The organism is Tissierella pigra, assembly GCF_009695605.1.
GTDB classification, from domain to species: Bacteria; Bacillota; Clostridia; order Tissierellales; family Tissierellaceae; genus Tissierella; species Tissierella pigra.
Window position 1 is genome coordinate 51,636 of sequence record NZ_VUNQ01000005.1, and the last position, 14,833, is coordinate 66,468.

The window sequence follows — 14,833 nt, forward strand, 5'->3', positions numbered from 1 at the left end:
GTTAATAGTAACATCTTTTTATTCATTATTTTGGACATTAAAGCATATATATTCTCATAGGATAGTTATAGGAAAAAATTAGGGGGGATAATATGTCTATAGAGTTAATAAAAGATATTTTAAGAATTGAAGAACTACGAGGAAAAGAAGATACCCAAGCCTTAGTAGAAACAGAAATATACCTAAACCCATCAAGACCAGATTTAGAAAGTATACTTTGGACAGATGGAGTCGTAGAAATACTTAGTACAAAGGTAATTAGAGATAGGCTAGTGGTATCAGGAGTAGTGAAGTTTAAAGTAGTATATAAATCAGGTGAAGAAGAAAAGAGGATACATACTGTAGACTCCAATGCAGACTTTAGAGAAGAAATAGAAATTGAAGGAATAACAGAAGATATGTCAGCAACCATAAAGACAAATATAGAATATATTGAACATGAACTATTAGATGAAAGGAAGGTATCCTTAAAAGCATTAGTTAGTTTAGAAGGAAAAGTAGAAGAAGTAAATAATATAGAAATAATCAAAGATATAGAAGAAAAAGAAAATCTTCAAACTTTGAAAGAAACAATTAAATACAAAGAAATTCAAGGCAGAGAAACAGCTTATGCTTTTGTAAAGGAAGCATTTGAATTAATGGAAGATAAACCAGCCATAGAGGAAATACTTAAATTATCTATTCAGGCATATGAAGAAGAAGCTACTGTTGCAGAAGATAGGATAATCATATCAGGTATGGTAAATGCTAGGGTAGTATATTATGGAGAGGGTCAAATTGCCACAATAGAAGAGGAAATGCCATTTAATCATTTCCTAGAGATTCCAGGAGCCTTATCTGATTCTAAGGGAGAAATTCTTATAGAAGTAGTAGAGGGTGGATATGAGGTACTAGAAAATGATGAAGGGGAATTAAAAGTATTAGATTTAGAGGCAAAAATTAGAGTATCAGGATTAGCTTATTCAGAAAATGAAAAGAAACTAATAGTAGATGCTTATTCTACTAGGGAAAAAATAAATATTGAAAAAGAAGAAGTAAATTTAGTAGAAAATATAAAGAATATAATCCATAAGGAAAATATAGTTAAGGATTTATCCTCTTATAGAATAAGAGAAATCTATGACCTAACGGCTTATCCTTCAGTTATAGATAGTAGATTTGTAGATGAAGAGTTTATAATAGAAGGTATCCTTATGGTACAAGGAATCTACTTAGATGATACAACAGAAGATATAAATACTTTAAGGGAAGAAGTACCATATAAATATTACTTATCTTTAGAAGAAAAGAATCCAGACCTTGTGTCAGAAGTTAGTCTTGATTTAGAAACTATTAGGGCAAATATATCTAAAGATATGTTTGTAATAGAAGCTTCTGTCAAACATAATATTAAAATCAATAGAATGAGGTCCTTATCCTTAATCAAATCTCTAGAGGAAACAGGAGAAATAATAGATAAGAAAAACCGACCTAGTATAACAATATATATAGTACAAAGAAATGATAAGCTATGGAACATAGCAAAGAGATATAATACAACCATAGAAGAAATACTTCAAGCAAATGATAATATTAATCCAAACAATATAATGGCAGGAGAAAAGATTATCATTGAAAAGACGGTGGATATATCCTTCTAAATTTAAACCTTTAAAATATCTTAAAAACTATGGTATAATATAGGGGTGAAAATTTTTAAGGAGTAACCTATATGAAAGAGATAAAAATAGAATCTTATGGGAAAATAAACTTAGGTTTAGATGTATTATATAAAAGAGAAGATAACTACCATGAATTAAGTACTATAATGCAGCAAATAGATTTAAGTGATATATTGACCATAAAAGATATAAAAGAAGGTATAAAACTAGAAAGTAACCATAGAGATGTACCACTAGATTCTAGAAATCTGGTATATAAGTCTTGGGAAAAGATTAAGGAGAAAACTGGAATAAATAGGGGAGTTCATATAAATATAAATAAGAGAATACCAGTAGCAGCAGGGTTAGCAGGAGGAAGCACCAACGCAGCGGCTACTTTAAAGGGTCTAAATGAACTTTGGGATTTAAAATTAAATGAAGAAGAATTAAGAAATATTGCAGTAGAAATAGGAGCAGACGTACCTTTCTGTACTATGGGGGGAACAGCCTTGGCAGAAGGCATAGGTGAGAAATTGACTAAGCTAAAATCATTTAAAAACCATCAATTACTTTTAATAAACCCTGGTATGGGAATTTCCACTGTGGAAGTATATAAAAAACTAAGACTTAAAGGAAAAAGAACTTTAGATACCAACAAAATAATTTCTTCCATAGAAAATAATGATATAAAAACCTTATCAGATAATATGATAAATGTAATGGAAGAAGTAGTCCTAGAAAACAATCCTATAATAGAAGAAATTAAGAATGACCTTATAAAATATGGTTCATTAAAGCCATTAATGAGTGGAAGCGGTCCTACAGTATTTGGATTCTTTGACGATTTAGATAAGTTGCACTATTGTAAAGATAAATTAGAAGAAAAATATACTAAGGGAATAGTTGTTGAAGGAAAGACAATTTAATAATGTATATAATACCCATCTTTTGTAAACTATATTAGTTACAGGAGGTGGGTTTTTTGTATTCTGAGTTACTGAGAATTTTAAGAGGATTAAACAATTACACCACTATTTTAATGGTAATAATAGTAGGGATATTTACCTTATTACTAGACGATAGGAAATTTAAACAAAAGGGATATATAAGAGAACTAAAGATATTGAAAATTATATCCTACTCCTATATAGCCATTGGCGGACTAATGTATATTTTATTATTGGTAATGTGAGGAGATAATTATGCAAAAGATAATTCTTAAAGATATAGAAAACAATTTAAAAGTAATAGAGGAACTGTTTAAGGATTGCTATGATATTATAATCAGACGGATTGAAGTAGGAGATGTCTATAGGGTAAAAATGGCAATAGTATATATAGATGGATTGATAAATAAAGACCATATATCAGAATACACTATTGGTGCTTTACTATCGGAAGAAGAGGTAAAAAATTTCTCACTTCAAGGGTTTAAGTCTAAATTAACAGATATTATATACAAAGAAGTCTTATATAGTTCTGAACTTTCAGAAGAACATCATATGGATAAAATAATAGATATTATTTTATCAGGAGATACTGTACTCTTTATAGATGGTATGGAACAAGCCATTATAATAGGCTCAAAAGGGTGGGCAACAAGGGGAATTAGTGAACCAGAAACAGAAACTGTAGTTAGAGGACCTAGGGAAGGTTTTACTGAAGTATTGAAGATAAATACAACTTTGATTAGAAGAAGAATAAGGGATACCAACCTTAAAATAACTATGCAGAAAGTAGGCAGAAGATCAAAGACTGATGTAGCTGTAATATATATGGATGATATAGTGGATAAGGGAGTATTGCAAGAAGTCAATGAAAGAATAAGGTCTATAGACATAGATGCCATACAAGATAGTTCCATGTTGGAAAATTTAATAGAAGATAATTATTTATCTGCATTTCCACAAATAGAGAATACAGAAAGACCCGATTCAGTAGCAGCAGCATTATGTGAGGGCAGAATAGCCATTATAGTAGATAATTCACCTTTTGCATTAATAGTACCTGCCACAATAGGTACACTTTTTCAGTCATCGGAAGACTATTATAACAGATGGACAGAGTCTCAGATTCTAAGAAGTTTAAGACTAGTGGCATTTTTTCTATGTGTATTGTCTCCTGCACTTTATATATCCATTATTTCATATCATCCAGGAATATTGCCTACAAAGCTTACATACTATTTAGCTGCCAGTAGGATAAATGTACCTTTCCCATCAGTAGTAGAAACATTTCTAATGGAAATAACAATAGAACTCATAAGGGAATCAGGTACAAGGATTTCAGGTCCCATAGGTACTACCATAGGAATAGTTGGAGGTCTTATAATAGGTCAGGCAGCAGTAGAGGCAGGAATAGTCAGCTCTATTTTAATAATTATAGTAGCTGTAACTACTATATCTTCATTTGCTATACCAAGTTATGAATTTGCATCAGGACTTAGGGTTTGGAGATTTTTACTTATTATATTTGCTGCATTTTTAGGGTTATATGGAGTAATGCTAGGACTTATAGTGCTTATTACTCATTTAATTAAACTAAATAGCTTTGGAGTACCATTTACATCCCCATATTCTGGTTTAGGTATAAGTCAAGGAGAGTTAAAGGATACATTATTCAAATCACCAATTCAATATTTAGAAGAAAGACCAACTTTTACTAAACCAAGAAATAAAGTAAGAATGAGGAGAACTTGGAAAGATGAGAGAGACTAATGAAATATCAAGTGTTCAAATAAGAGGATTAATTGTTTCTACAGTAATTGGTGTAGGAATATTATCTCTGCCCAATAAAATGGCAATAGCTATAGGAAATGACGGATGGATACCCATAATACTTGGAGGAATATTTTCGATTATAAATGTATTTATTATAAATAAAATATTTCAGATCTATCCAAACAAAGATTTTTTTGAAATAGGAAGAGAAGCCTTAGGAAAATGGGTATTTAATTTTTTTATTTTTATTTTTTTTATATATAATATGGCGGTTATGGCTTCCTTATCTAGGAATCTTGCAGAGTTAGTAAAAGCATTTTTACTAGAAACCACTCCTCCAGAAGTTTTGATAATCACCTTTATACTTGCTACAACATATATTGCAAGATCAGAAATACAAATAATTGGAAGATTAGGATACCATATATATCCAATTATAATAGTAAGTATAATAATCTTAATTATATTTTCTTTGCCAAGTATAGATTATACAAATGCACTACCAGTATTTCAGTTTGATATAAGCAAACTACCAAAGGCTGTGCTAGATTCCTATTTCAGCTTTGTAGGATTTGAAATACTTTTATTTGCAATCCCCTTTGCTGAAGATAGGAATAATAATTCTAAAATTGTAAGAACCAGTATTTCGGCAATAATTATAGTAACTATTATATATTTAGTAGTATTTTTCCTTACACTATCACAGTATGGATTACACAGTTTACAAAGGCAAGCATTCCCTACAATATCCCTTATTAAGGAAATAGATTTGCCAGGATTTTTTATTGAAAATCTAGATGGCGTAGCCATGGCTATTTGGACACTGGTTATATTTGCAACAATGGCTCCAACTTACTATTCAGCAGGAAAGATATTATCAAATTTATTTGCAGTAAGAGAACATGGTTTTTTTATAATTCCAATGATACCAATTATATATATTTTTTCATTGATTCCCCAAAATGTATTGCAAATAGAAACCATATTAGGAACAACGATTAATTACCTTGGAATAATAAGTGTGGTTATTCTTCCGACTTTAATTTATCTTATAGGTCTCTTTAAAGTAAGGAGGCGAGCAGATGAATAAAAAAATAATATATCTGTCGATTATAATTATATTAATCCCATTTATGACAGGCTGCTGGGATATGCAGGAAATTAATCAAATCCTATTTCCCTATTCCATAGGAATAGACTTAAATGAAGGAGAAGGCGAAAGATATGTCATTACCATCACATATCCCAATATAAATGCCATAGGAAAAAATGCAACTCAAGAAGAAAGAATACATATAGTATCTACTGTTGCATCATCGGTATTTGAAGGGGCAACACAACTGTCCACCAGATTACAATATCCTTTTAATTTTAAGATGTTGAGGGTTTTAGTGTTAGGTAAAAATATAACAAATGATGCAGGGACCGTTAAGGAAATTATAGATGGAATGAGCAGAGATTTTAGTATCAGTAAAAAAGTAAGGATTTTACAAGCAGAAGATAGTGCTGAGGATTTACTGCTTTCTATACCAAATGCAAAGAGGCAGGAAGTAATAGAAGGAACACTTTTTAGTATGTTAAGCGGTAAAAGAAGTACTTCTAGGTATACACCAATAACACTTACAGATTTTATTAGAGAAATAGATTTAAGTGGAGTAGCCATTGCTCCTAGAGCTGCAACAGGTGTGGAAGATATAAAGTTCTTTGGAGGTGCTATATTTAAAGACTATAAGCTAATAGGATATTTAGACGAAGTACAGAATAGGGCATTGACTATTTTAAAAGGAAAATGGAAAAGTGATTTAGTAGTAGCTTCATTTCAGGATATGACTATTTCTTATATAACTACTGGTTCTAAGATGAAAAGAAAGTTTATAAAAAATAATGAGGAGTTAAAAGTAAGACTGGAAATTCGAGTAGAAGGTGCATTGCAAGAATATATCCATAGAGAAAACCCAACACTTAATAATACAGAATTAATAGAAGATATGGAAAAAGCAATAGAAAAAGAGCTTACTAAAGAAACTAATGAGGTGTTGGAAATGCTGCAAAAAGAATATAAATCAGATGCCATAGGAATAGGTGAATATATATCAAAATTCCATCCTAAAGTATGGAAAGAGGTAGGTAACGATTGGGATGAAGTTTTTGCTGATATGGATATAGAAGTAGACATAGATGTTAAGATTAGAAGAAGGGGACTAGTTCAGTAGTGAATAGTGAATAGTGAAAAAATACTTCGCAAAGCTATTCACTATTCACTATTAGTTATTAACTATTTAAAAAAATTATGTATAAAAAACAAATCCCTGGTAACAATGATAATACGAAGGGGGACAAGTCTATGAAATATAAAAAAATTATTTTGGTATTATCCTTATTTATAATTAGCTTTTCTTATATAATATATCCTTATATGGAAAATAAGGCTAAGGAAGGGTTTAAAAATGAACTCATAAGATTCCATATAAGGGCAAATAGTGATATGGAAGAAGATCAAGCATTGAAGCTGAAAATAAGAGATGAGATATTAAAAGAAATGAAAATGAAATTTAAAGATACTGAAACAATAGATGAAAGTAGAGAAGTAATAGAAGCTAACATGATGGACATGAAATCCATTACAGAAAATGTAATTAAAAGAGAAGGTAAGAACTATGAAGTAAATATAAGCTTAGGACAAGATAATTTTCCTACAAGAAAGTATGGGAATTTAGTATTACCAGCAGGGGAATATGAGACTTTACTTATTACTTTAGGAGAAGGTAAAGGTCAAAATTGGTGGTGTGTCATGTTTCCGCCTTTGTGTTTTGTAGATATAGAACATTCAGTTGCATATAATCTAGAAAAAGAAGTAGAAACTGAAAAAGAAGAAGAACCAAAACTAAAATTAAAATGGAAAGTAGCAGATATAGTAAAAAATATAAAAAAGAAATAGATAAATAACTCCAATTAAGATATGGAGTTGTTTTTTACATTAATACTCAAAAATAATAAAAATACTAAGAGAACATTTGCAGGATACGATTTAATTCTTAGGGAATGTAAGCTAGAAGTCCGTTAAGCAGTTTGCACTGTTTGAGCGTAGCGAGTTTGCAAACTGTAGGATTTTTAGCTGGAGTGAGCTATAGAATTATTCGTGTCCGAAACAGTGAACGTGGATTTTTATTATTTTTTTAGTGGGATTTTTATGAATAAAATCTGGAATATTACTTAAAATAAGTAAAACTATGAAAGGAGTAAATAATCTTGAAAAAATTTATTATAATTACCACTGTTTTATCAATGGTTTTGTTATCAGTATTTTCGTTCTATGAACCTCATGCAAGTAAGCAGAGTGGCTTTTATGCTCCAAGAATTCTTTACTGGGGATCTCAAGGTCAAGATGTAAGGACAGTTCAAGATAAACTACTTAGGTGGGGATACTATGATGGTAAAGTAGATGGAGTATATGGTGCAAGAACTTACAGAGCTGTAAGAAAGTTTCAAGCTAAAAATGGGCTTACAGTTGATGGCGTAGTAGGAACATCTACAGCTAAGGCATTGGGTATGGCAACAGCAGCAACTACTACTGCTTCAACAGGAGGAGTAGATAGAAAAACCGATGAATATCTATTAGCAAGGGCTATACATGGTGAAGCCAGAGGAGAACCTTATGTAGGAAAAGTAGCAGTAGCAGCAGTTATACTCAATCGAACTAGAAGCTCTTCTTTCCCAAATACAGTAGCCAGTGTAATATACCAGCCCCTTGCATTCACCGCAGTTGCTGATGGACAAATAAATCTAACTCCAAACAAAGATTCCATAAATGCCGCAAGAGATGCCTTAAATGGATGGGATCCAACCTATGGATGTCTGTATTATTGGAACCCAGTTACAGCAACGTCTAAGTGGATATGGTCAAGAAAAGTAATGTTAAAAATAGGTAAACACTGGTTTGGAGTATAAATACAGCGAATAACTAATAGTGAATAGTGAATAATTTTTAGTAAGGTTTTCAGGTCTTTTAATCTTTTCAACTATTAGTTATTAACTATTCACTATTCACTAAAATAGAAAGGGAGGTAAAAATGGATAAGCGACGACATATAATTGCCCCAGCCTTACTAAGTCTTCTACTTATTGCATCATTAGTATGGGGATATAATCAAAATCAAAGCAGGATTAATTATGAAACTGCCTTAGAAAATACTTATCAGAGATTATTCTTCGATATTAAGAAACACGTAGAAAATGTTCAGGTAAACTTGTCTAAGGCATTAGTAGCCAGTTCCAAAGAGCAAAATGTAGTATTGTTTTCACAAATTATGAATGAGGCATTTTTTGCTAAAGAAAAATTGAGTCAAATGCCAATAACTCATGCAGAAACTGCAAAGACAGAAAAGTTTTTAACACAAACAGCAGATTATGCTTCTTATTTAATAAAGAAGCATATGCAGGGAGAAGATATAACTCAAGATCAAAGAGAAACATTAAACAGCCTTCAATCAAATTCTCAAGCATTTAACCAAGAATTATCAAAATTACATGATAGTCTAATGGATTCCAATTTTGCATTAGGAGCTATGAGCAATCAGCAGAAAAAGAATGTGGAAGAAGGTAATAACCAAGTATTCCAGACATCTTTAGTGACAATGGATAAACAAATGGGAAAGATACCAGAATTAATATATGATGGGCCTTTCTCAGATCAAATAGTAAACAAAAAGGCTGTAGGATTACCGAAGAATGATGTATCTTTAAATGATGCCCAAAAAGCAGCACAGGATTTTTTTGGAAGAGATAGGGTAAAGGGTATTGAGGCATTTGAAGAAGGTGAGCATATAAATGAAGCAAGACTTCCAGCTTATACATTTCATTTATATCCTAATAGCCAATCAAAAGACTTAGCAGTATATATGGGAGTATCTAGAAAAGGTGGTAAAGTAGTTTGGATGGAAAATCCAAGGCCAGTATCTAATGCAAAACTATCTATAAAAAATGCAGAAGAGAAGGCGTTAAAGTATTTAAAGGAAAAGGGTTTTGAAAATATGGAGGCAAACTACTCCCTAAAATATAATGGAAGTATATTATTTAACTTTGCTAACACTCAAGATGATATAACCATTTATCCTGATTTAATTAAAGTAAAAGTAGCATTAGATACAGGGGAAATAGTAGGATTTAATGCATCTGCATATTATATGAACAACCAAGAAAGAAATATAACATCTCCACATTTAACTGAGGAAGAGGCAAGAGCTAAAATAAAAACTGATTTTAATATAGATTCTGCTCGATTAGCCATAATACCAAGTGGTGCAAATGAAGTTTTATGTTATGAATTTAAAGGAAAATATAATAAATCAGATTTTATAGTATATATAAATGCCTTAGATGGCAGAGAAGAACAAATTCTACAAATAATAAAAGATGAAAATGGTACTCTAACATTTTAATAAAAACAAGGTTTCGGATAGTTTTTCCGAAACCTTGTTTCTTGTATTTTCTTGCAATTTTTGTTTAAAAACCATATAATTAGGATATAGTCTAAATATATATACATATATATAGATATATATAAATTTAGGAGGTATAGTCGTGAAAAAATTATCATTATTATCATTGTTACTTGCACTTACAATATCACTTACAGCTTGTACAGGCGGAGAATTGAAGCTTTATAATGGATTTAACAAAATGCAGAATATAACGTCAGTAGAGAGTGAAACAGAAATGAATTTCACTTTCAAAGGTGAAGGTTTTGCAGAGGAAGAACAAGTAGTATTTGACCAAATATCTGCTATGTTCAATGATTCAAGTGTTAAAATTCACCAAAAATCAACTCAAAATAAAGAAAAAACAGTTGCTAAAGCAGAAATGAATACAGATATGAACTTTGGCGGAATGGGTATGAATACTAAAATTTGGGTTGATGTAGATATGTCCAAGGATAAACCTAAAATTGTAGAAATAATAAAAATGCCTCAAATGTTAATGGCGTCTATGGCTACAGATGGTACACCAAAGGAATATGTAGTATATGATATAGGAGATATTCTAAATCAAGAAGATACTTTAAACTTTACTGAGTTAGTAAACTTTATAAAAGAATTTCAACCTAAATTAACTGAATTTATGAAATCAATGGAAAAAGATTTCAAGCCTAGTATAGAACTAGTTAAAGAAAAAGGAAAAAGAGAAATTGATGGAAAGAAATTAGATATATATGAATTAAAATTAAATGATGATACTCTAAAAGAATTAGTAAAATATGCAGTAAACTATAGTCTAGATTCAGAAGTAGTTATGAATTTTATAAAAGAATATATGAATCAAGTGACAAAAGTGGCATTGGCAAATATGCCAGAAAATGAAAGAGCAGATGGAGAAAAAGAAATAAAGGCAGTAACGGAAGAATTAGAGAAGAAATTGCCAGAATTTAAAACACAGTTTAATAAGTTTATGGAAGATTACAAAGATGTTAAGATACTAGGACAAAATGGAATAAAGATTGAATATGGAATCGATAACAAGGGATATATAGTTCATGAAAAAGGAAATATTGATTTAAGAATTGATTTAGCCAATATATCAAAAGTTATGGGTGAAGAAGTAAAAGGTATAATAAACTTGGGAATCAACTATAACTCAAAGAGCTATAATATAAACCAAGATATTAAAATAGAAATGCCAACTTTAAATAAAGATAACTCCATTAGCTTTATGGAATTAATGGAAAGCCAAATGAATCAAATCCATTCTCCACAACCACAATTACCATAAAAAATAAGAGAACATATTTAATATGTTCTCTTTTTGCTAATAAATAAGTATAATAGAGATAGAAGATAGTTAAAGGAGTGTTTTCATGGACAACAGACCAATAGGAGTATTTGATTCTGGAATTGGTGGACTTACTGTACTTAAAGAAATAATGGAACAATTACCAGGTGAAGATATAGTATATTTTGGTGATACAGCAAGGATACCCTATGGCTCTAGATCAAAGGAAACTGTAATAAAATATGTAATAGAGTCATTTGATTTTTTAATGACTAAGGATATAAAAGCGATTGTCATAGCATGTAATACAGCTTCAGCTTTGGCAATGGAAGAAGCACAAGCTAAGTTTAGTGTCCCAATTATAGGAGTAGTAGAGCCTGGAGCTAAGGCTGCTGCAGGGTGCAGTAAGAACAATACCATAGGTATAATAGGTACAGAAGGAACTATAAATTCTGGTGCATACCAAAAAAAAATAAGGAAGATATTACCTACAGCAGAAATCATAGGGGTGTCCTGCCCACTATTCGTGCCTATAGTAGAAGAAGGCTGGGAAAATTCAGATGTAGCTGAATTGGCTGCAAGAAAATATTTATTGGATTTAAAGGAACACAATATAGATACTTTAGTATTGGGATGTACTCACTATCCTACCTTAAGATATACCATAGGGAAAATATTAGGAGAAAAAGTAACTCTAGTAAATCCAGCTTATGAAACTGCAAAGCTTACTAAAAATATATTAAAAGAAGAAGGATTACTAAATGAGAAAATAGATGGTGGAACTTATAGATACTATGTAAGTGATGCTCCAAGTAAATTTCAAAGAATAGGCGGAAATATTATTAGAAGAGAAATAGATGTAGTTGAAAAAGTAGTATTAGGCAATTAATAGTGAATAGTTATTTCCTATTCACTAAATTAGGCGGAGAACCGCCTAATTTTAGGCAATAGATGCCGAATATTAAGCGCTAAGGAGGATTCTATGAAAGACTTATTTTTTAGGGAAAATGTATTGGATATTTTAGATTACCTAGAGGAAGGACTACATATCATAGATAAAAACGGTATAATAGTGTATTATAATAAGTTTGCACAAGGAATAGATGGAATAGACAGAGAGAAAGTCATAGGCAGACACTTACTGGAAGTATACCCATCTTTAACTGATGAAACCAGTACCCTTTTAACAGTAATTCGTACTGGAGAGCCTCTATATAAGAAAGAGCAAACTTTTATCAACTATAAAGGAGAAAAGATCACAACTATAAATACATCTATTCCAATTAAATCTAAAGGACGAATAGTAGGAGCCTTAGAAATATCCAAGGATATAACCACAGTTAGACAGATGTCAGAAAAAATAGTTGAGCTTCAAGACAAATTATATAATAAGAAGCAGAAACCTTCTACAAAGAAAACAAATGAATCAGCAGAATACACATTATTGGATATTATAGGAGAAGATAAAGAAATTTTGAGGCTAAAATCCATTGTGTTGAAGGCAGGGGAATCGGATATATCAGTATTAGTATCTGGAGATACAGGTACAGGAAAGGAATTGTTTGTCCATTCTATTCACAATGTAAGCCATAGAAGCTCTAAGCCTTTTATTACACAAAACTGTGCGGCATTACCTGCAAATCTTCTTGAAGGAATTCTATTTGGAACCATAAAAGGAGGATTTACAGGAGCAGAAGATAGACCAGGATTATTTGAATTGGCCCATGGTGGAACTCTTTTTTTAGATGAAATTAACTCCATGCCCTTAGAACTTCAGTCAAAGCTTTTAAGAGTATTGCAGGATGGGAATATAAGAAGAGTTGGAGCTACAAATACTATAAAAGTTGACGTTAGAATAATAGCAGCAACTAATATTCCTCCAGAGGAAGCAATAGAAAAAAGACAAATAAGAAAAGATCTATACTATAGACTAAATGTATTGTCTCTTGAAATCCCACCATTGAGGGAAAGAAAAGGAGATATTCCAATTTTAGTAAATTATTTTATAAATAAGTTCAATAAAAAGTTTGATAAAAAAGTAGAGAATATATCTAATGAAGTCTTGAACATATTCAATAATTATGACTGGAGTGGAAATGTACGAGAACTGGAACATTTACTAGAAGGAATAATTAGCATATCAGATAAAAAAATACTAGAAGTAGAAGACCTACCATATAAATTCAAGAAATATAAAAAAGAAACCATACCAAACCTATCCCTTACAGAGATTTTAGAAACAACGGAAAAAGAAATAATAAAAGAAGCCTTAGGAAAAACAGATAATAATATAACTAAAACAGCAGAAATACTAGGAATACCAAGGCAAACTTTGCAGTATAAAATACAAAGGTTGAAGCTTTAACTTCAACCTTTGTATTTTATATAATTATGAGTTAGCTTTGCCGAAAAATGGGCAGATTTTTATATGATAAACACTTCTTTGGCAGAAAATACTTTATTTTCTTTATAAAAAATTTATACTGAATCTCTCAAATCTAGTTAAATTCACCAAAATACTTAATTTACAATTCAAAATTCACAATTCAAAATTTGTCAACAAATAGTTGGCATATCTTTTGCATTATATAATTATAAATAAATTTTTAACAATATACTGGGAGGAATGTAAAATGAAAAAAGGATGTCCATACGGAACGCATAGAGTTATTGAACCAAAGGGAGTTTTACCACAACCAGCATTAAAAATTGACAATGATATGGAGATTTATGACAACGAAATACTTATAGATGTTCAAACACTTAATGTAGATTCAGCAAGTTTTACACAAATAAAAGAACAGGCTAATGGGGATATAGAAGAAATCAAGAAAATAATGAAAGGCATAGTAGCAGAAAGAGGAAAGCACCAAAATCCAGTTACAGGATCAGGTGGAATGTTAATAGGTACAGTGGAAAAAATAGGACCAGCTTTAGAAGGAAAAACTGACCTTAAAGTAGGAGATAAAATAGCTACTTTAGTTTCTTTATCTTTAACACCTCTTAGAATAGATGAATTTAAAGAAATAAGAAAAGATGTAGACCAAGTTGATATAGTAGGTAAGGCAATATTATTTGAATCAGGAATTTATGCAGTTATTCCATCAGATATGCCAGAAAACTTAGCACTATCAGTATTAGACGTAGCAGGAGCACCAGCACAAACAGCAAAACTAGTTAAACCAGGAGATACTGTAGTAGTTATAGGAGGAACAGGAAAATCAGGTATGCTTTGCCTATACGAAGCGAAAAAGAGAGCAGGAGTTACAGGAAAAGTTATTTGTATTGGCTCAAGGGACACTACTTTACAAAGATGTAAAGATTCAAATTTAGCAGATGTATATATAAAAGCCAATGCAACAGATGCAGTAGAAATCTTAGAAAAAGTAAAAGAAGCTACTAATGGAGAAATGGCAGATATAGTAATCAATACAGTAAATATCCCAAATACAGAAATGTCAAGTATTCTAATTTGCAAGGATAGGGGAATAGTTTACTTCTTCAGTATGGCAACAAGCTTTACAAAGGCTGCTTTAGGAGCAGAAGGAGTAGGTAAAGACGTAACTATGATAGTAGGAAACGGATATACAAAAGACCATGCAGCAATATCATTAGAACTAATGAGAGAATCAGAAGAATTAAGAAAAATATTTACAGAACTTTATGCCTAAAAAACAATTAATAGTGAATAGTGAATAGTTGCTGTTC

General features: G+C 31.0%; 13 protein-coding genes. All 13 read left to right on the forward strand.

All coding sequences use genetic code 11. The annotated features are described in order from the left end of the window. Positions 1 to 92 precede the first annotated feature (92 nt). The 13 genes from FYJ83_RS03835 (at position 93) to kdd (ending at position 14,796) form a co-directional block, all read left to right on the forward strand. Complete coding sequence (locus FYJ83_RS03835; RefSeq protein ID WP_154439019.1) at positions 93 to 1,640, forward strand: DUF3794 and LysM peptidoglycan-binding domain-containing protein; 1,548 nt, start codon at positions 93 to 95, stop codon at positions 1,638 to 1,640. A gap of 71 nt (positions 1,641 to 1,711) precedes the next feature. Then, complete coding sequence (gene ispE, locus FYJ83_RS03840) at positions 1,712 to 2,566, forward strand: 4-(cytidine 5'-diphospho)-2-C-methyl-D-erythritol kinase (protein WP_154439020.1); 855 nt, start codon at positions 1,712 to 1,714, stop codon at positions 2,564 to 2,566. 56 nt (positions 2,567 to 2,622) lie between these two features. Then, complete coding sequence (locus tag FYJ83_RS03845; protein WP_154439021.1) at positions 2,623 to 2,832, forward strand: CLC_0170 family protein; 210 nt, start codon at positions 2,623 to 2,625, stop codon at positions 2,830 to 2,832. A gap of 10 nt (positions 2,833 to 2,842) precedes the next feature. Beyond that, positions 2,843 to 4,357 (forward strand): spore germination protein, encoded by a 1,515-nt coding sequence (locus tag FYJ83_RS03850; RefSeq protein WP_154439022.1) that lies wholly within the window; start codon positions 2,843 to 2,845, stop codon positions 4,355 to 4,357. Then, positions 4,344 to 5,450 (forward strand): GerAB/ArcD/ProY family transporter, encoded by a 1,107-nt coding sequence (locus FYJ83_RS03855; protein ID WP_154439023.1) that lies wholly within the window; start codon positions 4,344 to 4,346, stop codon positions 5,448 to 5,450. Before FYJ83_RS03850 ends, FYJ83_RS03855 begins: the two co-directional genes overlap by 14 nt. After that, positions 5,443 to 6,573 (forward strand): Ger(x)C family spore germination protein, encoded by a 1,131-nt coding sequence (locus tag FYJ83_RS03860; protein ID WP_154439024.1) that lies wholly within the window; start codon positions 5,443 to 5,445, stop codon positions 6,571 to 6,573. The genes FYJ83_RS03855 and FYJ83_RS03860 overlap by 8 nt, the downstream gene beginning before the upstream one ends. 131 nt (positions 6,574 to 6,704) lie before the next feature. After that, positions 6,705 to 7,298 (forward strand): stage II sporulation protein R, encoded by a 594-nt coding sequence (gene spoIIR, locus FYJ83_RS03865; RefSeq protein ID WP_195837910.1) that lies wholly within the window; start codon positions 6,705 to 6,707, stop codon positions 7,296 to 7,298. A 311-nt stretch (positions 7,299 to 7,609) separates the two neighbouring features. After that, entirely contained in the window at positions 7,610 to 8,308 is a 699-nt protein-coding gene (sleB, locus tag FYJ83_RS03870) for a spore cortex-lytic enzyme (RefSeq protein ID WP_229768479.1), read from the forward strand. 122 nt (positions 8,309 to 8,430) lie between these two features. Then, the gene (gene ypeB / locus FYJ83_RS03875) at positions 8,431 to 9,798 is read left to right on the forward strand and encodes a germination protein YpeB (RefSeq protein ID WP_154439026.1); all 1,368 of its coding nucleotides are present in this window, start codon (positions 8,431 to 8,433) and stop codon (positions 9,796 to 9,798) included. A 142-nt stretch (positions 9,799 to 9,940) separates the two neighbouring features. Then, positions 9,941 to 11,125, forward strand: coding sequence for a hypothetical protein (locus FYJ83_RS03880; RefSeq protein WP_326828296.1), 1,185 nt, complete (start codon positions 9,941 to 9,943; stop codon positions 11,123 to 11,125). Between the two features lie 85 nt (positions 11,126 to 11,210). After that, positions 11,211 to 12,014: a glutamate racemase gene (murI, locus tag FYJ83_RS03885; RefSeq protein WP_154439027.1), complete on the forward strand. Its 804-nt coding sequence runs from the start codon at positions 11,211 to 11,213 to the stop codon at positions 12,012 to 12,014. A 93-nt stretch (positions 12,015 to 12,107) separates the two neighbouring features. Beyond that, positions 12,108 to 13,490, forward strand: a complete 1,383-nt coding sequence (locus FYJ83_RS03890; protein ID WP_154439028.1) for a sigma-54 interaction domain-containing protein — start codon at positions 12,108 to 12,110, stop codon at positions 13,488 to 13,490. A gap of 268 nt (positions 13,491 to 13,758) precedes the next feature. After that, complete coding sequence (gene kdd, locus FYJ83_RS03895) at positions 13,759 to 14,796, forward strand: L-erythro-3,5-diaminohexanoate dehydrogenase (RefSeq protein WP_154439029.1); 1,038 nt, start codon at positions 13,759 to 13,761, stop codon at positions 14,794 to 14,796. Positions 14,797 to 14,833: the final 37 nt, after the last annotated feature.

What these genes read in the sequence shown, in the direction of transcription:
- FYJ83_RS03835 (WP_154439019.1), top strand. Translation starts at nt 93, where the DNA reads ATGTCTATAGAGTTAATAAAAGATATTTTAAGAATTGAAGAACTACGA.
- ispE (WP_154439020.1), top strand. Translation starts at nt 1,712, where the DNA reads ATGAAAGAGATAAAAATAGAATCTTATGGGAAAATAAACTTAGGTTTA.
- FYJ83_RS03850 (WP_154439022.1), top strand. Translation starts at nt 2,843, where the DNA reads ATGCAAAAGATAATTCTTAAAGATATAGAAAACAATTTAAAAGTAATA.
- FYJ83_RS03855 (WP_154439023.1), top strand. Translation starts at nt 4,344, where the DNA reads ATGAGAGAGACTAATGAAATATCAAGTGTTCAAATAAGAGGATTAATT.
- FYJ83_RS03860 (WP_154439024.1), top strand. Translation starts at nt 5,443, where the DNA reads ATGAATAAAAAAATAATATATCTGTCGATTATAATTATATTAATCCCA.
- spoIIR (WP_195837910.1), top strand. Translation starts at nt 6,705, where the DNA reads ATGAAATATAAAAAAATTATTTTGGTATTATCCTTATTTATAATTAGC.
- ypeB (WP_154439026.1), top strand. Translation starts at nt 8,431, where the DNA reads ATGGATAAGCGACGACATATAATTGCCCCAGCCTTACTAAGTCTTCTA.
- murI (WP_154439027.1), top strand. Translation starts at nt 11,211, where the DNA reads ATGGACAACAGACCAATAGGAGTATTTGATTCTGGAATTGGTGGACTT.
- FYJ83_RS03890 (WP_154439028.1), top strand. Translation starts at nt 12,108, where the DNA reads ATGAAAGACTTATTTTTTAGGGAAAATGTATTGGATATTTTAGATTAC.
- kdd (WP_154439029.1), top strand. Translation starts at nt 13,759, where the DNA reads ATGAAAAAAGGATGTCCATACGGAACGCATAGAGTTATTGAACCAAAG.